18 protein-coding genes are annotated in these 21,182 nt (G+C 58.4%); 13 read left to right on the forward strand and 5 right to left on the reverse strand.

The window, feature by feature from the left end; translation table 11 throughout:
* The first annotated feature begins 358 nt into the window (after positions 1 to 358).
* Entirely contained in the window at positions 359 to 1,456 is a 1,098-nt protein-coding gene (rlmN, locus tag HRQ60_RS05145) for a dual-specificity RNA methyltransferase RlmN (RefSeq protein WP_172194569.1), read from the forward strand.
* 131 nt (positions 1,457 to 1,587) lie between these two features.
* Positions 1,588 to 1,905, forward strand: coding sequence for an L-rhamnose mutarotase (gene rhaM, locus HRQ60_RS05150; RefSeq protein ID WP_172194570.1), 318 nt, complete (start codon positions 1,588 to 1,590; stop codon positions 1,903 to 1,905).
* A 301-nt stretch (positions 1,906 to 2,206) separates the two neighbouring features.
* On the opposite strand, the gene HRQ60_RS05155 is transcribed toward rhaM, so the two are convergent.
* Positions 2,207 to 3,718: a peptide MFS transporter gene (locus HRQ60_RS05155; RefSeq protein WP_172194571.1), complete on the reverse strand. Its 1,512-nt coding sequence runs from the start codon at positions 3,716 to 3,718 to the stop codon at positions 2,207 to 2,209.
* A gap of 271 nt (positions 3,719 to 3,989) precedes the next feature.
* Here HRQ60_RS05155 and putP point away from each other — a divergent pair, with 271 nt between their 5' ends.
* The 6 genes from putP (at position 3,990) to HRQ60_RS05185 (ending at position 9,026) form a co-directional block, all read left to right on the forward strand.
* Positions 3,990 to 5,432 (forward strand): sodium/proline symporter PutP, encoded by a 1,443-nt coding sequence (gene putP, locus HRQ60_RS05160; RefSeq protein WP_172194572.1) that lies wholly within the window; start codon positions 3,990 to 3,992, stop codon positions 5,430 to 5,432.
* Positions 5,433 to 5,702: 270 nt separating this feature from the next.
* Positions 5,703 to 5,915 (forward strand): hypothetical protein, encoded by a 213-nt coding sequence (locus tag HRQ60_RS05165; protein ID WP_172194573.1) that lies wholly within the window; start codon positions 5,703 to 5,705, stop codon positions 5,913 to 5,915.
* A gap of 47 nt (positions 5,916 to 5,962) precedes the next feature.
* A complete protein-coding gene (locus tag HRQ60_RS05170) occupies positions 5,963 to 6,691 on the forward strand; it encodes a hypothetical protein (protein WP_246281133.1) in 729 nt (242 codons plus the stop codon).
* On the forward strand, positions 6,688 to 7,899 hold the full coding sequence (locus HRQ60_RS05175) for a glutathionylspermidine synthase family protein (RefSeq protein WP_172194574.1): 1,212 nt from the start codon (positions 6,688 to 6,690) through the stop codon (positions 7,897 to 7,899). The genes HRQ60_RS05170 and HRQ60_RS05175 overlap by 4 nt, the downstream gene beginning before the upstream one ends.
* Entirely contained in the window at positions 7,900 to 8,613 is a 714-nt protein-coding gene (locus tag HRQ60_RS05180; protein ID WP_246281134.1) for a hypothetical protein, read from the forward strand.
* Positions 8,613 to 9,026 carry a DUF350 domain-containing protein gene (locus tag HRQ60_RS05185; protein WP_172194732.1) on the forward strand — a complete coding sequence of 138 codons (414 nt, stop codon included), beginning with the start codon at positions 8,613 to 8,615 and terminating at the stop codon, positions 9,024 to 9,026. Before HRQ60_RS05180 ends, HRQ60_RS05185 begins: the two co-directional genes overlap by 1 nt.
* Positions 9,027 to 9,248: 222 nt before the next feature.
* Here the strand turns inward: HRQ60_RS05185 and HRQ60_RS05190 are convergent, their stop codons facing one another.
* Positions 9,249 to 9,761 (reverse strand): DUF4178 domain-containing protein, encoded by a 513-nt coding sequence (locus tag HRQ60_RS05190; RefSeq protein ID WP_172194575.1) that lies wholly within the window; start codon positions 9,759 to 9,761, stop codon positions 9,249 to 9,251.
* Positions 9,762 to 9,923: 162 nt separating this feature from the next.
* Here HRQ60_RS05190 and HRQ60_RS05195 point away from each other — a divergent pair, with 162 nt between their 5' ends.
* Positions 9,924 to 10,952: an ion channel gene (locus HRQ60_RS05195; protein WP_172194576.1), complete on the forward strand. Its 1,029-nt coding sequence runs from the start codon at positions 9,924 to 9,926 to the stop codon at positions 10,950 to 10,952.
* Positions 10,953 to 11,084: 132 nt separating this feature from the next.
* Here the strand turns inward: HRQ60_RS05195 and HRQ60_RS05200 are convergent, their stop codons facing one another.
* Both HRQ60_RS05200 and HRQ60_RS05205 read right to left on the reverse strand, forming a co-directional pair.
* Entirely contained in the window at positions 11,085 to 12,125 is a 1,041-nt protein-coding gene (locus HRQ60_RS05200; protein WP_246281135.1) for a zinc-binding alcohol dehydrogenase family protein, read from the reverse strand.
* Between the two features lie 128 nt (positions 12,126 to 12,253).
* A complete protein-coding gene (locus HRQ60_RS05205; RefSeq protein WP_172194577.1) occupies positions 12,254 to 14,065 on the reverse strand; it encodes an ABC transporter substrate-binding protein in 1,812 nt (603 codons plus the stop codon).
* A 133-nt stretch (positions 14,066 to 14,198) separates the two neighbouring features.
* On the opposite strand from HRQ60_RS05205, the gene HRQ60_RS05210 reads away from it, so the two are divergent.
* The 3 genes from HRQ60_RS05210 (at position 14,199) to HRQ60_RS05220 (ending at position 19,967) form a co-directional block, all read left to right on the forward strand.
* Complete coding sequence (locus HRQ60_RS05210; RefSeq protein WP_172194578.1) at positions 14,199 to 15,692, forward strand: DUF4153 domain-containing protein; 1,494 nt, start codon at positions 14,199 to 14,201, stop codon at positions 15,690 to 15,692.
* Positions 15,693 to 15,897: 205 nt separating this feature from the next.
* Positions 15,898 to 18,552, forward strand: coding sequence for an HAD-IC family P-type ATPase (locus HRQ60_RS05215; protein WP_172194579.1), 2,655 nt, complete (start codon positions 15,898 to 15,900; stop codon positions 18,550 to 18,552).
* A 374-nt stretch (positions 18,553 to 18,926) separates the two neighbouring features.
* Entirely contained in the window at positions 18,927 to 19,967 is a 1,041-nt protein-coding gene (locus HRQ60_RS05220; protein ID WP_172194580.1) for an ABC transporter substrate-binding protein, read from the forward strand.
* Positions 19,968 to 20,142: 175 nt separating this feature from the next.
* Here the strand turns inward: HRQ60_RS05220 and HRQ60_RS05225 are convergent, their stop codons facing one another.
* On the reverse strand, positions 20,143 to 20,571 hold the full coding sequence (locus HRQ60_RS05225; RefSeq protein ID WP_172194581.1) for an Rrf2 family transcriptional regulator: 429 nt from the start codon (positions 20,569 to 20,571) through the stop codon (positions 20,143 to 20,145).
* A 202-nt stretch (positions 20,572 to 20,773) separates the two neighbouring features.
* Between HRQ60_RS05225 and HRQ60_RS05230 the strand changes: the two genes are divergently transcribed.
* Positions 20,774 to 21,145 carry an IDEAL domain-containing protein gene (locus HRQ60_RS05230; RefSeq protein WP_172194582.1) on the forward strand — a complete coding sequence of 124 codons (372 nt, stop codon included), beginning with the start codon at positions 20,774 to 20,776 and terminating at the stop codon, positions 21,143 to 21,145.
* The last annotated feature ends 37 nt before the right edge of the window (positions 21,146 to 21,182 follow it).

Below are 21,182 nucleotides of genomic sequence, written 5' to 3' on the forward strand. Positions count from 1 at the left end.
AAAATCAGGATATGAACTTGCACCGTTAATCGAGGAAATTCTGCTAAATTTCAATCCCTTTCCCCGATTTCAACACGCGACCTAAATCCTTTCGAAGAAAGGCACATCGTAAGCGACCGAAACGAATTTCTCCCGAAGTTGACAAGCTTCTCTTACGAATAGGACTTTCTCGACAGCCTGGCCTGCGGCGCGAGGTTCTTTCGTCTTTTTGATCCGGAGCGGTCCTTAAGCCGCTTGTACTCGGGGCCGAAATTTGGGAGAATAAGAATGAATTTTACTGTCCAGTCCAACATCCACTCCAACATACCGGGTCCCGAGCGGACTTCCGGTTTTTTAAAATGAAAAGAGGTTAACCATCATGAACAGCAAACCGTCCATTTACGGACTGACTTTGGAGGCTATGTCCGACTGGCTGACGCAAAACGGGGAAAAGAAATCCCGCGCCGCGCATATCTGGGAGGCTCTGTATACGGCAAGAGTCAGCGACTTTTCGCAGATGACCGCAGTGAACGCCGCCTGTTTGGATCTGCTCAAAGATCGCTTCTCGCTGAATACGATGACCGAGTTCGTCAAGCAGGAAGCTTCCGACGGTACCGTCAAGTTCCTGCTCCAACTGCATGACGGCAGCCTGATCGAGACCGTACTCATGCGCAAAAAGTACGGCTTGTCCGTCTGCGTCACGACGCAGGTCGGCTGCAATATCGGCTGCAGCTTCTGCGCAAGCGGTCTGATCAAGAAAAGCCGCGATCTGACCGCCGGAGAGATCGTCGAGCAGATCATGACCGTGCAGCATTATCTGGATGCGGCCGGGAACGGCGAGAAGGTCACCAATATCGTCGTCATGGGTATCGGCGAACCGTTCGACAACTTCGAACATCTGATCCAGTTCCTCGAAGTGGTCAAAGACCGCAAGGGACTGGCGATCGCCGCGAAGCGCATCACCGTCTCGACCAGCGGCATTCCGTCCAAGATCCGCGCCTTCGCGGATCTCGGTACCCAGACGCATCTGGCCATCTCGCTTCATGCGCCGAATAACGATCTGCGCACACAGATTATGCAGATCAACCGCGCTTTCCCGCTCGAGAAACTGATGGACGCTGTCCGTTACTACCTCGAGACGACGAACCGCCGGATCATGTTCGAATATATCCTGCTGAGTGAAGTCAACGACGGTCTCGACACGGCCGTGCAGCTGGCCGATCTGCTGGAGGAATTCAAGGATCAGGCGAGCATCAATCTGATTCCTTACAATCCGGTCGACGAACACAGCCAGTATCAGCGCAGTACGCCGGAAGCGATCAACGGCTTCTACGACGTGCTCAAGAAGCGCAGCATCAACGCGACCGTCCGGATGGAGCACGGCACCGATATCGATGCCGCCTGCGGACAGCTGCGGAGCAAGCAGATCCGCAAAGACGAAAAATCCGTCCGCACAGGCACGATTGCGGCGGGCTGATCGCATTCGGCATCAACCGTTTCCAACAAGTTAAGCGCGCCCTTTGCGGGGCGCGCTTTTTGATTTGCTTGTCTTTTTTGGAAGCGCTATAATCTTCACGAATTCCGAATTGCCCAAAGGGGGAAGACGACATGATCCGCAAAGCCTCGGTCATGAAAGTATTCAGCGAACATCACGAAGAATACCGGCGCCGGCACGACGAATTGTGGCCGGAGATGGAAGCCATGCTGAACGAACACGGGATGCTGAGCTACTCGATTTATCTGGACGAAGAAACGGACAGCCTGTTCGCCTATCTCGAAATCGAAGACGAAGAGCGTTGGGCACAATCCGCCGATACCGAAATCTGCCGCAGATGGTGGGCGTACATGAAAGACATCATGGAGACGAACCCGGACAACAGTCCCGTATCCCGCGAGCTGAAGCCGGTCTTTCACCTCGGCCGCTGACCGCCCGGGCGGAAGATTTCTTCTCTGCCTGGGCATAAAAAAGCCTGTCCGCCAAGGACAGGCTTCAACGTGTCGAGAAAGTATGGTTCCTAGAGAAGCGAGGAGGCGAAGGGAGAAATTCAGTGTAGGAACGATAGTGTTCGCCTTTGAAATCGAGAAAATTCCGCTGAAATTCAATCTTTTTCCCCGATTTCAACACGCGACCGGAACGAATTTCTCTCGCAGCCGACAAGCTTCTCCTAAGAATAGGACTTTCTCGACAGCCTGAAGCCTGTCCGCCAAGGACAGGCTTTTTCCCCATTTAATGAATGCCCCGCATCGCTTTGCGGATGATCGGAGCCAGCAGCAGCAGCACAGCGGCCAGTACCAGCGCCGTGCCTCCGATAATGCCGAAATACAGCGTCTCGTTCTGCTCCGAATACAGCTGGCTGATCAGGGCGTTGAGCGCCTGCGCCGCCGCGGGTGCGAGGAACCAGAGGCTCATCGCCTGCGCGGAGAAAGCGGCCGGCGCAAGCTTGGTCGTCGTCGACAAGCCGACCGGCGACAGACACAGTTCGCCGAGCACGACCACGAAATAGCTGAGTACCAGCCACAGCGGGCTGACGAGTCCGCCGCCGCCGAACTGGCCGGGGATCAGGATCACAAGGAACGAGAGGCCGGCGAACAGCAGGCCAAGCGAGAATTTGACAGGAACGCTTGGCTGCCGGTCGCCGAGTTTGGTCCAGATCCAGGCGAATACGGGAGCCATAACGATGATGAACAGAGGATTCGCGGACTGGAACCAGGACGGTTCGATCTGAAGGCCCATGAAGTCCAACTGCGTCCGTTTATCGGCATAGACGCCGAGGATGGTCGAACCCTGTTCCTGAATCGACCAGAACATGACCGCCGCAATAAAGAGCGGAATATAGGCCAGCAGCCGGGAGCGCTCGGTATCGGTCGTTTTGCCGCTCCGGTACATGACGGTGAAGTAGGCGATCGGAATCAGGACGCCGAGGATGCCGATCGTGAACGTAAACGAACGGATCGTCAGCCAACCCTGCCAGGCCGCAATCGCGACAATAGCCGCAATGATCAGCGCACCCAGTCCGAGAGTGGTCAGGACGCGCCCCCGTTCTGCGCGGGTCAGAGGATTGGGCACGACCGTTCCGGCCAGTCCCAGCGATTTTTTGCGTGTGAAGAGGAAGACCAGCAGACCGGCCAGCATGCCGATCGCCGCCAGGGAGAATCCGAGGTGATAATCGATTTTTTGGCCGATCGTTCCGACGACCAGGGGAGCGATGAACGCGCCGAGATTGATCCCCATATAGAAGATGCTGAAGCCCGCGTCGCGCCGATTGTCGCTGTCCGCATACATCTCGCCGACCACGCTCGAGACATTGGGCTTGAGCATGCCGGTGCCGATGATGATCAGGCCCATCGAGATGAACATGGTGTTGGCGCCGTAAGGCAGGGCGAGCACCACGTGACCGATCATAATAAGAACACCGCCGTAGAACAGCGAACGCGATTTGCCCAGCAGCCGGTCCGCGAGCCAGCCTCCGATAATGGTGGACATATAGACCAGCGAGCCGTAGATCGACATGATCGCGACAGCCGTCGACTGCGTGAAGCCCAATCCGCCGTTGACGGTCGTGTCGTAGATGTAATACAGAAGAATCGCCCGCATGCCGTAGTAGGAGAACCGTTCCCAGAACTCCGTAAAGAACAGCGTCAGCAGCCCTCTCGGGTGACCGAAGAATCCCGTCTGCGGCACACTGTCCACAATATTTTGGCGGGTAAGCTCCGCTTGCCCTTCTTGTTTGCCTTTCATAATACCCCTCCATCGATGTGTATACCTTAGATGTGTCATTGCAGCGTGCTTTTTTAAAATAAAGGATTGTGAACGATTGAACAAGGGTTTTTCGATAATTGTATCCGCCGATACCGACCAAATGAGTTGAAGACGTTTTCAATTCCCTATTTCTTTTCTATACCAACAAATTCGTTGCACTGACGCGGTAAATCAATTACGATCTTAAAATGATTGGCTGGCGGGCAACGCCGGTCATCCGATTCATCCAGAGAGAAACCGGGGGAGAAACATGGCCAATACTCAGATTTTGATTTCGCTTGCCATTTATTTGGCGGGCATGCTGTTGATCGGCTGGGTTGCGTATAAGCGCACATCCGGCTTGTCCGATTATGTCCTGGCAGGCCGAAGCCTGGGACCTGCCGTTACCGCTTTGAGCGCGGGCGCGGCCGATATGAGCGGCTGGCTGCTGATGGGTCTGCCGGGTGCGATGTTTACCCAGGGACTCAGTGCGGGCTGGATCGCTGTCGGTCTGACGATCGGCGCCTATGCCAACTGGCTGTACGTGGCTCCGCGCCTGCGGACGTACACGGAGGAGGCGGGCGATGCCATGACGATTCCTTCGTATCTGGAGAACCGCTTCGGCGACGGTACACGGATCATCCGATTGGTGTCGGCGCTGGTCATTATCATCTTCTTCACCTTCTATATTTCGTCGGGCATGGTGTCGGGCGGGGTATTGTTCGAATCCAGCTTTGGCCTCGATTACCGGACGGGATTATGGTTGGTGGCGGGAGTTACGATTGCTTACACGCTGTTCGGCGGTTTCCTGGCCGTCAGCTGGACGGACTTCGTGCAGGGGCTCATTATGTTCCTGGCGCTGGTGATGGTCCCGATCGTGACGCTGCTCCACAGCGGCGGCATCTCGGGTTCGCTCGGCGAGATTCGCGCGATCGATCCATCCCTGCTCGATCCGCTCAAGGATGCAAGTGTGCTCGGTATCGTCTCGCTGCTGGCCTGGGGTCTGGGTTATTTCGGCCAACCTCATATCATTGTGCGTTTCATGGCGATTTCTTCGGTCCACGAGATCAAAAAAGCCCGGCGGATCGGAATGAGCTGGATGATCTTCTCCGTTGCGGGAGCGATGCTGACCGGTCTGCTCGGCGCGGCTTATTTCTCGCGCCGCGGCTTGAATCTGGCCGATCCGGAGACGGTATTTATCGAACTGTCCCGCATTCTGTTCCATCCGCTGATTACGGGCTTCCTGCTCGCGGCCCTGCTTGCCGCCGTCATGAGCACCATCTCTTCCCAACTGCTGGTCACTTCCAGCTCGCTGACGGAAGATTTGTACCGGATCTTTCTGCGCCGCGGCGCTTCCGAGAAAGAATTGACGCGGGTCAGCCGCCTGGCGGTGCTGGTCGTCTCCATTGTCGCACTGGCGCTGTCGTATACCCGAAACGATACGATTCTGACGCTGGTTGCGTATGCTTGGGCCGGCTTCGGCGCTTCGTTCGGCCCGGTGATTCTGCTGAGTCTGTATTGGAAGCAGATGAACCGCTGGGGCGCGCTCGCCGGCATGGTTGCCGGCGCTCTGACGGTTATCGTCTGGGCTAATATACCGGCACTCAAAGAAACGCTGTACGAGATCGTCCCGGGCTTTGCCGTCAACTTGGTCGCGATCGTGGCGGTCAGTCTGCTGACCGGCGGACGCGGGGAGCGGCGGACGAACAAGTGAAACCCGCAGCTGCGGACGGATTCGAAAACGCGCCCTTTCCGGGGGCGCGTTTTTGCTGTGCGGGTGTATCCGAACGGTACCTTTTTTCATCAAAAAGTGTCCGAAAATATTGCCTTCATTAATGAGAAATCGTATGCTGAATGGGAATATCGGGAAGTTCCGCAGAATGCCGGGAATTTACGCAACGAATCTTCGCGCAGTGCGTATACAGTTGGCGTAAACCGATGCATGACCATAAATGGGATAGAGAAACAGAAAGGGGACTGCCGAATGGATAAAGACATTACCGTCATTTTGTTCGAGAAAATGGTCGGAGGCGAGTTGAGACAGATCGAAGAGCGCCCGTGGAGCATGAATATGGTAGCGGCGCTGGAACATGCCAACTATCTGGTCGTTCAGGGTAAAGAATATGAAGCGGTCGAAGGCCGGCTGAATGTCGATACGGGCAAGCTGGAGCTGCTGCTCGTGCCGATGCACGGCTGACACCCGGCGGCGGAACACGCAAGTTTTTCGAAGGAGGGACAAGAACGTTGGATCATACGGACAAAGAGCGTTATACATTGAAAGCGGAATCTTCGGACAAGAGTTCCGGTACGCCGGAAAAAGGCAAAGCCAAAGAAAGCGGTTCGGAGCGGGAAGCAGGCTTCAGCCGACCGGTCAAGGTCCTGTCGACGTCGCTGGGTCTTGCCCTGCTCGCCAATACGGCATTGATTCCGGGAGGAGCCCTGGCTTCGAACGCATCGGGAGGTTCTTCCGAGCCCAAGCTGGTCGAGTTTTCGACGGAAGAGGTCAAGCAGTACTACGATCCGACCGTCGATTGGAGCCTGCCGATCACGGAAGAAGATCTGAAGGAGCAGGAGCAGACCACCGCGCCGTCCGACGGTTCGGAAGGCACGACGGTCGTCAACAATTATTACGGCGGTTACGGCTCGGGGTTCGGCTGGGGCGATCTGATGCTGTACCATTTCCTGTTCAACAATGCCGGCGTTTACTCGTCGCGCGGCTGGTATGACAACCGCCGCGGCTATTACGCGGGCTCGACCCGGCCCTATACGCCGCGCACCTACAGCAGCGGCAGCTTCCAGAACCGTGCGGTAAGCGGCTCGACCGTACGGCCGAAGACCTCGAATTCCACGGGCAAAATCACACGCCGCTCCACCTCTTCGGGTTCCGGCGGCGTAGGCGGCAAATCCAGCGGACTCAGTTCGTCGGGTTCCAAGTCGTCCGGTTCGAAGTCCGGCGGCTTCTTCGGCGGATGAGCGGGATATTTCGTATCGCGGGCACGCCGTCGGAAGACCGCGCGGCCCGCGTAGAGGAACTGCGCGAACTGGGCTTTGCGTGGGCGGATTATGAAGACGAACGGTACTGGATCGACCAGGTTGCCGTTATGGACGAATCGGTTTATGCCGAGCTGAACGAAGCCTCGCGCCGTCTGTGGAGCGTGTTCGACAAAGCGGTCCGCTACGTGCACCGCCGCCGCGATTTGTACGAGCTGATCGGGATTCCGCCTGTGCTGTGGAATATGCTCGATCAGGCGCCCGTCGCGGAAGAAGCGAAGATCAGCCGCTATGCGCGTTTCGACTTTGCCGTGACGGAAGATCCCGACGCGCCGAATCAGGCCCGGATCAAACTGCTGGAGCTGAACGCGGATACGCCGACCGGTTACGTGGAGTCTTCGATCGCGACGCCCTGGATGTGCGGGCGGGTCGGGGTTCGCAGTATGAACGGGGCGATGCCGGAGCGGGTGAAGTCCGCCTGGTCCGCCGAGCGCCCCGACACGGCGGCATGTATCGCGTATGGCGAACATGAAGAAGACTCGGGCACGATCGAAGCTCTGGTCAAACACAGCGGGCGCGATATGCGTCTGGTCGATTGCCTGGAGCTGACGATCGACGACGGTCTGGTCAAGGATGGCCAAGGGCGGACGATTGAGCGCATGTTCGCTTTGTATCCCAAAGAATGGATGTCGGTCGACGATGGCGGCGAAGCGCTTGCGTATGCCGTCGAGAGCGGACAGCTCAAACTGTTCAATCATCCCCACGCTATTCTGCTGCAGTCCAAAGGCATGATGGCCGTCATCTGGGGGCTGCACGAACTGGGTATGCTGTACGATGAACAGGAGCGGGAAGCCATTTCCCGGTACATGCTGCCTACATACACCAAGCCTTTGTTCTCCGGCGATTACGTATCCAAGTCCATGTTCGGCCGCGAAGGCGGTTCGGTACGGATGTACGGACAGTCCGGGGAATTGGAACTTCAGGACGAGGAAGGCTACGATACGAGCGGACTGTTTCCGGTCGTGTATCAAAAAAGAGCGGATCTGCCGCGTGCAGCGACGGCCGAAGGCGAGTTTCATCTGCTTGCGGGCATGTTCGTGATCGACGGCGCTCCGTGCGGCATGCTGGGCCGCGCCGGAGGACTCATTACCGGCAATGCCAGTCATTTTATCGCGTTGGGAGTGGAATAGATGCTGCGAAATATCGAAAGGTCCGCGGACTCGGCAGGCCGTAAGGCGGCTTCCGAATCCGTTTCCGGACAAGCCCGGGAGCCCGGAACCGAACGAACCCGCCGTCTGCGGACATGGGTTTGGCTGCCTGCGCTGCTGATCCTGGTGCTTGTACTCGGCGCCTGCTCGAAGAGTTCCGTAACGAGCACGAATGCCGACGACGGTCCGGGTGAAAACACCGTGCCGTGGGATTACCGGATCCAGGAAGGTTCGGTCGGCGATTTGATCGGAAGCGATATGACCGTGCTGCCGGACAACGAACTGCTGCCGAACGACAACAATTACGCGACCGGCCAGCAGGTGTGGACGCTGCAGTCGATGAGCGCCACGCTGACGACCGACGAACAAGGGCGCAACGACGTCCAGCTGTCCGGTTGGACGACGCTCAAGTCGTACCCCGACGAAGCGGCGGCCAAGACCGACCTGGAAAACCTCAAGGTTTCGGTCACGACGGATGTGGATGTAGTCGGCGTGTACAAAACGGAATACAACGGCGAGACGCGCAACTTTGCCGTACTGGAGCTGCCGTCGGGCAACCGGATGAAGCAGCCCATCGACACGTCGCGCTACGACAAGCTCAAAGATGTCAAGACCGTTTCGGTCGTGCTGGAAGAAGTACATGACTTTGCCGATTACGATCTGGCATATGCGAAATTTCGGGGGTGGGCCAAGTGATGGAAGAGTTGGGATTTGACTGGATAACACTGTACAACCTTGCGGTCAGCTTGATCGCGATCATCGTGCTGCAGATTTTGGGCATGCTTATTTTCTTCATCAAGACGCCGTTCAACGACATGGAAGAACTGCGCAAAGGCAACGTAGCCGTGGGCCTCGCGCTCGGCGGCAAGTTTATCGCGACCGGCATCATCCTGGGCATCTCCGCCTACACCAATACGTCGATCTGGTACATGGCGATCTGGTTCGTGGTCGGACAAATCTGTCTGGTGATCGTCTATTACGTGTTCGAACTGCTGACGCCGAAGTTCAAAATCTCGGATCAGCTGGAAAAAGGCAATGTGGCTGTCGGCCTGCTGCTGGGCGCGGTATTTATCGGTACGGCACTCTCGATCAGCAGTCTGATTATCTGATTGGCGCAGGAAAAAGGCCGCGTCCGCTGTTCTTAGCGGGCGCGGCCTTATCACACTGTGCGTGCCGATCAAGTTCAGGTGCGACCAGTACCTTGTCAACACTAAAGGTAGGTTTACGCTCCCCTGAGATTTCGTACTTGAAGCGTGTACGAAGTCTCCGACGGAATTGTGAGTTCAGGAAAACGTAAACCTTGGATTAAGAGTTGAAAGGGTACTAGGCCCTCAGGCTCCGCCGCCGCGAATGACGCGCACATCGGCCGGAGGGATGTCTTCGCCTTCGTACAGCATGAAGCGGCCGTCCATCCACTCGATCCGCAGCAGCTTCATGTCGTCGGACTGGTACTGCCAGACGGACTGGTCGCCGCCCTGCATGAACGGGGTGCGTCCCGTCGTCACGACATGGCCGTTGTACTGCTCTTCGAGATGGTAGACGGTACCGTCGAGGTCCATCGTCGCCGGAACTTCCTGCAGCGAATCGAGGCGTCCGTCGATCGGCCGGTACAGCGCATACTTGTTCTCTTCGCGTTCCTCGATCACGAGGTACGACAGGTTCGAGCCGTCCCGCAGCGTCAGCACAACGGCTTTGCGGCGGGCATTCTGGGTACGGCCGGTGACTTCGTACGTCACCAGCGACACTTCGCAGATATCGCCCGGCCCGATATCGAGAATACCGCGTTCTTTGAGCGGCGCTTCGGGTTTGGCGAAAATATTGCGGACACGCTTGAACATGGACATAATTTTGGCCTCCAACCTGGAATGAATGGGGTGCAGCCGGCTTGTCCGGCAGACTTCGCATTAAGAAGCTTTACGTGATCTCGAGCGGCCGCGTTTCGCAAAAGTCTTCTTTGTTCTATCGTAGACGATCCGCGGTCCGAATCCAAGCAAGGGGGAGCGAACGTGCATTTTTTTATCCGGCTGTCGACCAAGTTGATGCATCTGCGCAAAACGACGATCGGAATCATCATCTTGACGTTCGTGCTGCTCAGCGCAACGATCGCTTATGCGCTTGAACCTTCGACCTTTACCAGTTGGTTCAACGCCTTCTATTGGGTGATGACCACGATGGCCACGGTGGGTTACGGCGATTATTTCGCTACAACGCCCGCAGGCAAAATTTTTACCATTTTCCTGTATATCTTCGGAATCGGTCTGCTCAGTCTTGTGATCGGCAAGGTGATCGATTCGATTGCGGAAGTGCAGCGGCAGAGAGGAGCGGGCCTGTTGAAATTTGAAGGAAGTCAGCATATCGTCATCATCAATTGGGGCAAAAAAGCGCGATCAGCGATCGAAGAGATTCTGGAAAGCGAACCGAAAACGCATATCGTGCTGATCGACGAGTCGAACCGGCATCCGCTGGAGCATCTGGTGCAGGTTCATTTTGTCAGCGGCGATCCGGCGGCGGATCCTATTCTGGCCAAAGCGAGCATCGCGACCTGCCGGGCCGCGATCATCTTCGCGGACGAGCGGATCGAAGAAGGGGCATTGGTCGACGGCAAGTCGCTGCTGATCGTGTCCAGCATCGAGCGGATCGCGCCGCAGGTGCATACGACGGTCGAGATCACGATCGAGAATCACGTTCAGAATTTCCGACATGCGCAGGTGAACGAGTTCATCCTGTCGCATGATGCCATCTCGCGCCTCGCGGTGCGGGCGGCGCTGCACGAAGGCAGTTCGGACGTGATCACGCAGCTGCTCAACCGGACAAACGGCAGTGATGTGTACGAAGTCGCGGTCGACCGGTCGTGGCGGACGTACGGCGACGCGTTCCAGGCGCTGCTGGCGCAGGGAGCGACGCTGATCGCCGACCGCGAAGACCTCGGCATCAACCGCAAGCTCGATACCCCGATTCCGGACAAGGCGAAGCTGTACGTGGTAGCGGACGCGGAGACGCACCGGCGGATTTCGGGACGAGCCGAGCGTCCGTAAGAGGCGGAGCAGAGTGCAAAGCCGGTTGACCGAACACGGTCCTCGGCAGAACCAAAAAGAAAGACAAAAACCCTGCCGTTCGCTTATTGCGAACGGCAGGGTTTTTCGCTGCGCGGCAGACCCGGAGGCGTCTTACTCGCCGAACCCTTCCACAACCAGCTTCCCGATCATGCTGCCGCTCTCCAAGCGGCGGTGCGCTTCGCGCATATTGGCCGCGTGGAACGGAGCCAGCCGCTCGGTCAGCGTCGTGACGAGCGTGCCTTCCTCCACAAGCTTCGCCGCCTCGTTCAGCAATTCGTGCTGGGCGATCATGTCAGGCGTCTCGAACATGGCGCGGGTGAACATCAGCTCCCAGACGAACGTGCCGCTCTTGTCTTTGAGTTTGTTCAGGTCGAAGGCTTCTTGGGTCTCTACAATAGAGCAGATTGCGCCTTGGGGCGCCAGAGCCTTCGCCATATTGTCCCAGTGCTTGTCGGTGCTGTTCAGGCACAGGATATAGGCCGGAGCTTCCAATCCGAGCCGCTGGATCTGATCCGCAAAATCTTCATGATGCGTGATGATGTGATGCGCGCCGTGCTGCCGCGCCCAAGCGGCGGATTCTTCGCGCGAAGCGGTGCCGATTACGGTCAGCCCCGCCAGGTTTGCGAGCTGGGTCGCGATCGATCCGACGCCTCCGGCCGCTCCGATGACGAGAATGCTTTTTCCGGCATTGTCTTCCGGGTTCTTCGATAGGCGAAGACGGTCGTGCAGCGCTTCCCAGGCCGTGATCGTGGTCAGCGGCAGAGCGGCCGCTTCGGCCCAGTCGAGCGTCTTGGGTTTGCGGCCGACGATTCGTTCGTCCACGAGCTGGAATTCGGCATTGCTGCCGGAACGCGTAATGCTGCCCGCATAATAGACGTCGTCTCCCGGCTGGAACAGGGTCACGTCTTCGCCAACGGCTTCGACGATCCCCGCGGCATCCCAACCCAGTACACGGGGCTGTTCTTCCCGGCGGGCTTTGGGAGAGCGGACTTTGGTATCGACAGGATTGACGGAGACCGCTTTTACGCGGACAAGCAGGTCGTGTCCCCGGGGCGTCGGTCGGTCCAGTTCCACATCGATCAGGCTGTCTTCGCGTTCGATCGGCAGATATTCGTTCAGGGCTACGGCTTTCATGGGAACTGCAGGGTTCATGTTGTATTCCTCCCGTTTGAAGTGATACTCAGGCGCACTCGTGTATGTATAACGCCAAAAGAACCCCGCATAAACGGTCCACGCGCAGACGTCCGCTGCCGAGATTCGAGGCGGCGGACGCCGGGGCGTCATTCCTGCAGGCCCGGCGCAGTCTGCTCGCCCGGTGGAAACCAGACGGTGCGCAGGTCGATCCAGCCCTGCGCACCGAAGCTGACGCCGCGGATGCTGGGCAGATACGAAGTCTGCAGCGGCGTTTCGTACAGAATCTGCAGCTGGCGTTCGGCGACCAGGCGGGCTTCGATCGGATCAAGTTCCCGCCCGCGCCCGCGGGGCGTCTCTTCCGCGGCGGCCCGGCGCAGCGCGTTTCGAATAAAGGCGCGGGTTGCCGAATCGGCATGCTCCGACAGCGTCAGGTACAGATCGAACAGCCGCAGCTGCTCGTCGCGGTCGCGGATCAGCGAGAACAAGAGGAGATCCGCGGCCAGCCGGGTCCGGCCTTTGAAATCGTCTACCGTCACGATGATGGTCCGGCACGAATAGCCGCAGCTTTCCAGCCGCTCTCTGAGGAGAGCGGCGTCTTTGCGATACTGCGGAATGGTCAGCAGGCGCAGAGGCTTCCGCTCCGGGCCGGATTCATCCGAAGCCGCAGCGTCGGAGTCTGCCCCGGAGAGAACCGCCATCACCGCTGCCCGCTCGATCGGATCGCGCAGCGGACCGCTTTTCGTATTGCAGGTCACGAATTTGCGCGAGAACACTTCCGCATGCGCCCGGCTCCAGGCTTCTTCGAATTCCGCGCCGCCGTTCGGGGCCGGGCGCTCCTTTTGCCGACGGAAGGTCTCTGCGCTTGTTTTTGCCGCCGCGCTTTGGGTTTCTTCTCTCTTGTTCGGTCCGTCTCCCTGCCACACATGGAACGGCGAATCCGATTCCCCGACATCTTCTCCGCCTTCTATCCGCCAAGGAATATTGACGATCTCGACCCGGTCCAGATGCGCCCGGCCCGCATAATGCGGAACATGCGCTTCCAGTACGCATAGGTCGGGCAGGAACGTCGCGATCCGGAAAGGACCGGTACCGATCGGATTCAGCCGAAACTCTTCCTCGCCCTGGCGCAGCGCTTCCTTGGGTACAATCGATGTCCGGCTGGTACAGAGGAAAGGCAGAAACAGCGTATGCGCGCGCTTCAGGCGAATCTGCACGACAAGCGGACCAGGCGCCGTCACTTCGGCGATATTGCGGAACATAAAACCGTACAGTACACGCTCCGGCAGCTCCCGCATACGTTCGAACGAATAAACGACGTCTTCCGAAGTCAGGATTCGCCCGTCATGGAACGGAACGTCTTTGCGCAGATAGAAGGTCCAGCAGGTTCCCTCTTCGCCCGATTCCCAGTGATGGGCCAGCGCCGGCAGAATCTCGTCCGAGCCGTCCCGGCGGCGCAGCAGGCCGTCGAAGACGTGGCCGACAACGAAGGATTCCGCGAGCAGATTGGTGCGCAGCGGATCCAGCGAATGCAGCTGCTGACGGATCGGCAGCCGCAGCGTGTCGATCTGCCGCCCGGTCCGCGTCTCCGAATGATGCCCGAAATAAGCGCGCAGCGATTCTCTCAGCCTGGCCTGCATCGCGGGCGGCGGAGCGGTATCGCCCAGCTCGCCCGCGATGCCGCGAATATCGCCGCGTCCGATCGCGTCGGCTACCGACTGCGCGGCGATATCTTCCGGCGTCCAGCGAAAAGCAAGTCCCGAGCGCCGGCCGCGTCCGCGCTTGGACGACCAGCAGATCCAGCCGGCCGCCGCCATTTTGCCGATCACCGTCAGTGCGCTTCGGTGCGTGCAGTCCAGCGTCTCCGCCACTTCCGCAAGCGTCACCCGCGCCCCTTCCCGTCCGTCGTCTTCCGCTCCGTAACGTTCGTGCAGCAGCAGGAATTGTCTGTGCAGCTTCATTCATAGTCCCCCTTAAAAATAAGAAAAAAGGTCCCCCAACCTTTCTATTTATCTTCTTATTTTAACATCTATAATGGAAAAAGAATACAGTCCAAACGGCGCAGACCGCTTGGACAAACGGAGGGAAATCCACATGAACGAATCGAAGATCGAAGGGGAAAGGCGCACGCTGCCGGCGTTGGCAGCGGCGCTTGCGCTTGGCTTCCTGCATCAACTGCTGTTCTACGGCCTATTGCCCGGACTGTCCGTACCGCTGTTCGTCCTGCTGCTGTATGCCTATTTCCGGATGTTCGGCCGGGAAACGATACGGCCGCCCGATCAGGCCGGCCTGCTGTTGTCGGCTGCGGTTGTGCTGCTCGCGCTGACGTATGCGCTGTTCGACAACCCGATCTTTTTCGTGCTTAATCTGTTGGCGCTTCCGGCCCTGATCGCCTGGCATCTGACTTACATCATGGGCGATCGCAGACGAAGCTGGCATGATCTGCGGTTGATCCCCGATGCGTTCGGCCACGTGCTGAAGCAGACGGTGCTGCATGTGCCTGATGCATTCGCCTGGGCACGGCCTCGCGCCAATCGAGCCGGCGACAGCGAAGACGATTCTTCGCTCAGGCAGGTGATGTACGGGCTGGCGTTCGCGGTGCCGCTCCTTGGGATCGTTCTGGTGCTGCTGCTGTCGGCAGACGGCGTGCTGCGCACCATGGCGGGCCGCATTCCCGTATGGTTCGGGAATCTGCCGCTCGGCGACGGAGGAGGAAGACTGCTGTGGACATGTGCCGCCGGGCTGTTCCTGTTCACGTATCTGGCCGGTTTCCGTTCGCCCAAGCGCAGACTGCCCGTACAGGGGCCTTGGATGGCCGATCCCGTCGAACCGGCCGCCAGGTTCCGGCCGCTGCCCATGGTTACGCTGCTGATCTCGCTCAATCTTGTCTATGTGCTGTTCGTGGCGTTTCAATTCTCTTATCTGTTCGGCGCCTGGCAGGGCGTACTCCCCGAATCTTCTTCGTATGCCGAGTACACGCGCAGCGGGTTCGGCGAACTGATCGGCGTCACGCTGATCAATTTCGGAGTGCTGCTGATCGGCATGTACGCGACTCTGCGCGGAGAAGGACGGCAGCGCCGGCTGTTGGATGCCCTGCATCTGCTGCTTATCTTCTGCTCGGTGGCGATGCTGGGGTCTGCTTTTTCCCGGCTGCTGCTGTACGAAGAAGCTTACGGTTATACGCGGCTCCGTTTTCTCGTACATGCGTTCATGATCTTCCTGTTCGCGGTCCTGCTGCTGTTCGCCCTGTGCATTCGGCTGCGCCGTATTGCGCTTGGACGCCTGCTCGTCGTACTCGGCGTCTGCGCTTATCTGGCCGTCAACTATGCCTGCATGGACCGGGTCATTGCACGTCTTAATCTGGATCGTCAGCATACGGCCGAAGCGGCAGCCGATCTGGGTTATCTGATGGGCTTGTCCTCCGACGCTGTGCCCGTGCTGATCGAACGAGGGAAACAAGAAGGCGGCGAACTGGATCGGCTGCTGCGGGAAAAAGCGAAAAACGAAGCCAGCCTCAAGGTGCCGTGGCCGTCGTGGAACGTCTCGGAATGGAGGTCGCGTGAGCGGCTGAGTCAATATGTCAACTAGAACGTATGGCGCAGCGGCGGGCTTTGACATGATTTTGAACGTTTTCCGAACAAGACGGTTCCAAGCTGGAATTTGCTGAAAAAATATCCGGAAAATCCGAACCCCTCCGCCTCTTCTGGGTAAAAGGGAGAGAGAGCGGCAGGCCCGAACCTCCCGATTCGTTGAACCGGATGCCGGGCCGCGCCGAACGATTAGGAGGGATTCCGTGGAGTTTTACCGTAAAAGCGGCGAAGAAACGCTGGAGGAACTGAAGTCCCGTCCGGAAGGACTCGATTCGGGGGAAGCGGGCAGACGGCTGGAAGAGCACGGCTACAACGAGCTGAACGAAAAAGGCAAAGACCCGATCTGGAAGCTCATTCTGGAATCGTTCAAAGACCCGATGGTGATTGTGCTGCTGGCGGCGGCTATCGTCCAGCTGGCTCTGGGCGAAGTCATCGAGTCGGTCATTATCTTCGCGGTATTGATCATGAATTCGGTAATCGGCGTCGTGCAGACGCGCAAAGCCGAGAATTCGCTGGATGCCCTGAAGCAGATGTCCGCACCCGCGGCCAAAGTCAAACGGAGCGGGCAGGTACATACGGTCGAGGCCAGGGAAGTGGTTCCCGGCGATATCGTGCTGCTCGAAGCGGGCGATTATGTGCCGGCCGACGGACGGCTGCTCGAGAGCAGCTCGCTGAAGACGGACGAAGGCATGCTGACCGGCGAATCGGAACCGGCGGAGAAGCATACGGACACCATTGGGGAAGAGTCCGGGATCGGCGACCGCCGCAACATGGTCTTCAGCGGCGCATTGGTCGTCTACGGCCGGGGAACCCTTGTGGTGACCGGCACCGGAGCCCAGTCGGAGATCGGCAAGATCGCCGGACTGCTCGAAAGCGCGGAAGCCAAGCAGACGCCGCTGCAGCGCAAGCTCGAGAGTTTCAGCAAGAAGCTGGGACTGTTCATTCTGATTCTCTGTATCGTGATCTTTGCGGTGGAAGCGGGCCGCGAATGGCTCTCGGGCGATACGAACGATATGACGGGCGCGATCTTGAATTCGTTCATGTTCGCCGTAGCCGTCGCGGTCGCGGCGATTCCCGAAGCGCTGTCGTCGATCGTGACGATCGTGCTTGCGGTCGGCACGAACAAGATGGCCAAGCGCCATGCCATTATCCGGCGCCTGCCGGCGGTCGAGACGCTCGGTTCGACAAGCGTCATCTGCACCGACAAGACCGGTACGCTGACACAGAACAAGATGACGGTCGTCGACGATTTCGTGCCGGAAGGCCGCGAAGAACAGATCCCGGACGACCCGGCCGAATGGACGGACTCGGAACAGTGGCTGATGCGTATCGCCGTACTGTGCAACGATTCGAGGATCAACGAGGACGGTCAGGAGATCGGCGATCCGACCGAAACGGCGCTGCTGGCCTACAGTTCCAAGAAGAACCGCAGCCATGAAGAAGTGCGAGGCACGTACGAACGCGAAGACGAGATTCCGTTCGACTCCGACCGCAAGCTGATGTCGACCGTGCATACGGTGGACGGCCGCCGCCTGCTGCTCGTCAAAGGCGGACCGGACGTGCTGCTCGACCGCTGCACCGGTATCCGGATCGACGGACGCGAAGAGAAGTTCACGGACGAATGGCTGCGCGGCATCCAGAAGCGGAACGAAGACTTTTCCGATCGGGCGCTGCGTGTACTGGCCTTCGGTTACAAAGAAATCGCCGCCGGCGTATCCGTCGACGAAGATGACGAGAACGAATTGGTGTTCGTCGGCCTGACGGCGATGATCGATCCGCCGCGCGACGCGGTCTACGGCGCGATCAAGGAAGCGAGAAGCGCCGGTATTCGCCCGGTCATGATTACGGGCGACCACAAGACGACGGCGCAGGCGATCGGCCGCGATATCGGACTGATGGAAGAAGGCGACGAAGCGCTGACCGGCCGGGAGCTCGACGCGCTGTCCGACAGCGAACTGGACAACCGCCTGGAACATATCGCGGTATACGCGCGCGTCTCGCCGGAGAACAAGATCCGGATCGTGCGCGCCTGGCAGAAAAAAGGCCGGATCACGGCCATGACCGGCGACGGCGTCAACGACGCTCCGGCGCTCAAGCAGGCCGATATCGGCGTGGCGATGGGCAGCGGCACGGACGTGGCCAAGAACTCCGCGGCGATGGTCTTGACGGACGATAATTTCGTCTCGATCGTCAGCGCCGTCGAAGTCGGCCGCACCGTGTTCGACAACATCAAGAAGTCGATCGCGTATCTGTTCTCGGGCAATCTGGGCGCGATCATCGCGATTCTGTTCGCGCTGGTCTTCGATTGGATCAATCCGTTTACGGCGCTGCAGCTGCTGTTCATCAATCTGCTGAACGATTCGCTGCCGGCGATCGCGCTCGGCATGGAGAAAGCCGAACCGGAAGTCATGCGGCGCAAACCGCGCGATATCAACGAAGGCATCTTCGCGGGAGGCACGCTTCAGACCGTCATCACGCGCGGCGTGCTGATCGGCGCCGCGGTTATCGTCTCGCAGTATATCGGGCTGCAGGAATCGCCCGAGCTGAGCGTGGCTATGGCGTTCACGACGCTGATCCTGGCGCGTACGCTGCAGACGTTCGCGGCGCGTTCGCAGACGCAGACGGCGTTCGGAGCCGGATTCTTCGATAACAAATACGTGCTCGGAGCCGTATTGTTCTGCTTCGTATTGTATGCGGTCACGCTGCTTCCCGGCGTACGCGAGATCTTCTCGATCCCGGCCGATTTCGGCGTGAACGATTGGCTGATTGCGGCCGGTCTTGCACTCGGAGCGGTTGTGCTGATGGAGATCGTCAAGGTCATCCGGGTACGGATGGCACGCGGCAAAAGCCAGGTGTAGAAGCTTCGTCGAAGGCGCGACAGTTGGCCCGGGAGCGAATATACCCGGAGGTATAAGCGGAATTGGAGCAGCGCCCTGAGGCGCTGCTCTTTTTCGTGTTCCCTTCGTGCTTCCTACCCGGCTGATGATTGAATGGACTCGGAGAATACGCGTTCGTAGGAGGCCCGGGCCAAGCGGAATCTCCGCTGCCGTGCGGTCGGGTGATGCGGCCGCCGACGGCCCCGTTCGCCCTGCGGCAGTGTTTCGGTTAAGCGAATCGGTGACCCGGTGCCGGATAGACGCCGCTTCCGGGACTTGCGCCGAGGAGGAAATGCCGTTATATTGGTGGATATGAGAATCGTTATCAATTAAAAAATAAACGGGGGTTAGGATCCATGAAGACAATAACGTTTAAAAGTCTCTCCATTTTGCTGGCCGGAAGTCTGGCCCTTGCGGTAAGCGCCTGTTCGAACGAGGCGGAAACGGACAAGGGTACGGCCGTGGAAACCGGACAGCCGGCAGGCGAGGCATCCGAATCCAAGACGCCTGCCGCCGATACGGGTGCCGAAGAAACGGCCGCATCCGGCGAAGACCGGGTGCTGAAAGACTCGATGGACCATGAAGTGACGATCCCCGCCGAACCGAAAGCGGTTATCGCTTCGTATCTGGAAGATCCTCTGGTAGCGCTCGGCGTGAAACCGGTTGCGCAGTGGATGATCGGCGAAGGCAAGATGCAGAGCTATTTGCAGGATTCCCTGTCGGGCGTGCCGGGTATTCCATCGGAACTTCCGCTCGAAGTGACAGCCAGCTACTCGCCGGATCTGATTCTGATGGACAGCGCGGAATTGGTGGCGGGCGACAAATACAAGCAGTATTCGGCGATCGCTCCCACCTATGTGGTCGGCAACGCGCAGAATAACGACTGGAGACAGGAACTGCTGACCGTCGGCGAAGTGCTGGGCAAAAAGGGCGAAGCGCAGAAAGTACTGGACGCTTACGAAGCCAAAGCGGCCGATGCGAAAGCGAAGCTTGAGGAAGCGGCCGGCGGAGCGAAAAAAGCGGCGGCTCTCTGGGCGACGGAAAAAGACGTCTACGTCGTGAACATGAATCTGTCCAGCGGAGATGTGATCTACAACGATCTCGGAATGACGGTACCGGATATCGTCAAGCAGGCTTCGGAAGCGAGCGAAATGAATTGGAGCAGCTTGTCTCTGGAGCTGCTGGCCGACCTGGATGCCGATTATCTGTTCCTCGTCAACGGCAGCGGCAAAGACAAGGCGCAGGTGCTGGCCGATCCGGTCTGGCGCAACATTCCGGCCGTCAAAGCGAACCGGGTGTACGAATTCGACCGCGACAGCAGCTGGCTGTACACGGGAGCTATCGCCAACGGCCAGATGATCGATGATGTGCTTGCAAGCGTTACGGGCTCCAAGTAACAAACGCATCAAGCGGATCCCCTCAATAGACGCAAATGTCAGGCAGTCCAAGAGGCTAAGCGGGAAGAGTCTTCCGGCGCCCATCCTCCTCCATCAAAAAAAGCCGTGTCCCGAAGCGAAGGACACGGCTTTTTGACTTTATGGTGCAGGTCAAAGGTTCCGCTGCAAGAGGAGTTCAAGGGAGCGGCCGGGGGTCTACGATCCGGTGCAGGACATCCTGCACCGTCACACCGTCCAGATAATCGAGGTAGCGGCTCTCCGCTTCGCCGAAGTAATGATCCATCGCGCCCGAGATGCCGGACGAGACGGGGCAGGTGCTGCCCGGGCTGCCGGTCGGTTTTTTGGGACGAAGCCCGCCGCAGCAGGAAGCCCGGTAGATATCCGCCAGACGGATCGCCGCCGGCTCGGCCTGGAGAAAATAGCCGCCGCCGATGCCTTCGCGCGTGCCGACCCAACCTTGCTCGCGCAGACAGCGCATCATCTTGCGGACACGGGCCGGGTGCGTGCCGACGTTTTCGGCCAGTTCTTCGCTGTTGGCCGAGCCGGAAGTCGAGTGGGCCAGATAGACGAGCAGGTGGACGGCGGCAGGAAATTCGCTATTCATTGTTTATACCTCCTGAACTTGACTTAATATAAGGATAAGCTCCGAAGGTCTGGTGCGAAGAAAGACAATGAATCGCTTCTTACCTTCCTTGACCTTTTGAACTGTATAATTTATAATTACAGTTAGATCCCAAGTATAATTCTTTTAGTCGAATCCGGCAAATAATAAACTTCTTAAACGGGGAAGAGAGAGGTGTATCGAGATGAGTAAATGGACGACGGGAGATTGGATTCAAGCCTACACCGACGACGGCGCTCTGGTACACGGGTATCTGATTGCGTCGAGTGCGCCTATTCAGACAGCTCTGCTGCAGGTCACCCATAGCGACAATAAGGAATTGATGGGCAAGGAGATTGCCGTATCCGATCGGGGTATGAAGAAACTGTCCGAGAATCCGCGCAAAAGCGAGCAGGAGATTCACAGCCTGATCGATCTGGCGCTCCAGGTTCGAGACGAAGCCTGGTTTATGGAACTGACCAATGAACTGCGCAGCGGCCCGAAACGTTCGAAACGCAAAGAAAACGGATTGGGACAACGCCCGGTTAACCGGTTGGGCTCTTCGGATATTCGCTAAGGGATCGGAACACCGACGATTCGGCTTGAACCCTATA

Source organism: Saccharibacillus qingshengii, from assembly GCF_013185195.1.
GTDB classification, from domain to species: domain Bacteria; phylum Bacillota; class Bacilli; order Paenibacillales; family Paenibacillaceae; genus Saccharibacillus; species Saccharibacillus qingshengii.

Excerpts from the sequence above, each read along its gene's own strand:
- HRQ60_RS05165 (WP_172194573.1), top strand. The coding sequence starts at position 5,703 with ATGGATAAAGACATTACCGTCATTTTGTTCGAGAAAATGGTCGGAGGC.
- HRQ60_RS05220 (WP_172194580.1), top strand. The coding sequence starts at position 18,927 with ATGAAGACAATAACGTTTAAAAGTCTCTCCATTTTGCTGGCCGGAAGT.
- HRQ60_RS05190 (WP_172194575.1), bottom strand. The coding sequence starts at position 9,761 with ATGTCCATGTTCAAGCGTGTCCGCAATATTTTCGCCAAACCCGAAGCG.
- HRQ60_RS05155 (WP_172194571.1), bottom strand. The coding sequence starts at position 3,718 with ATGAAAGGCAAACAAGAAGGGCAAGCGGAGCTTACCCGCCAAAATATT.
- HRQ60_RS05210 (WP_172194578.1), top strand. The coding sequence starts at position 14,199 with ATGAACGAATCGAAGATCGAAGGGGAAAGGCGCACGCTGCCGGCGTTG.
- putP (WP_172194572.1), top strand. The coding sequence starts at position 3,990 with ATGGCCAATACTCAGATTTTGATTTCGCTTGCCATTTATTTGGCGGGC.
- HRQ60_RS05185 (WP_172194732.1), top strand. The coding sequence starts at position 8,613 with ATGGAAGAGTTGGGATTTGACTGGATAACACTGTACAACCTTGCGGTC.
- rlmN (WP_172194569.1), top strand. The coding sequence starts at position 359 with ATGAACAGCAAACCGTCCATTTACGGACTGACTTTGGAGGCTATGTCC.
- HRQ60_RS05205 (WP_172194577.1), bottom strand. The coding sequence starts at position 14,065 with ATGAAGCTGCACAGACAATTCCTGCTGCTGCACGAACGTTACGGAGCG.
- HRQ60_RS05230 (WP_172194582.1), top strand. The coding sequence starts at position 20,774 with ATGAGTAAATGGACGACGGGAGATTGGATTCAAGCCTACACCGACGAC.
- HRQ60_RS05225 (WP_172194581.1), bottom strand. The coding sequence starts at position 20,571 with ATGAATAGCGAATTTCCTGCCGCCGTCCACCTGCTCGTCTATCTGGCC.
- rhaM (WP_172194570.1), top strand. The coding sequence starts at position 1,588 with ATGATCCGCAAAGCCTCGGTCATGAAAGTATTCAGCGAACATCACGAA.
- HRQ60_RS05175 (WP_172194574.1), top strand. The coding sequence starts at position 6,688 with ATGAGCGGGATATTTCGTATCGCGGGCACGCCGTCGGAAGACCGCGCG.
- HRQ60_RS05180 (WP_246281134.1), top strand. The coding sequence starts at position 7,900 with ATGCTGCGAAATATCGAAAGGTCCGCGGACTCGGCAGGCCGTAAGGCG.
- HRQ60_RS05200 (WP_246281135.1), bottom strand. The coding sequence starts at position 12,125 with ATGAACCCTGCAGTTCCCATGAAAGCCGTAGCCCTGAACGAATATCTG.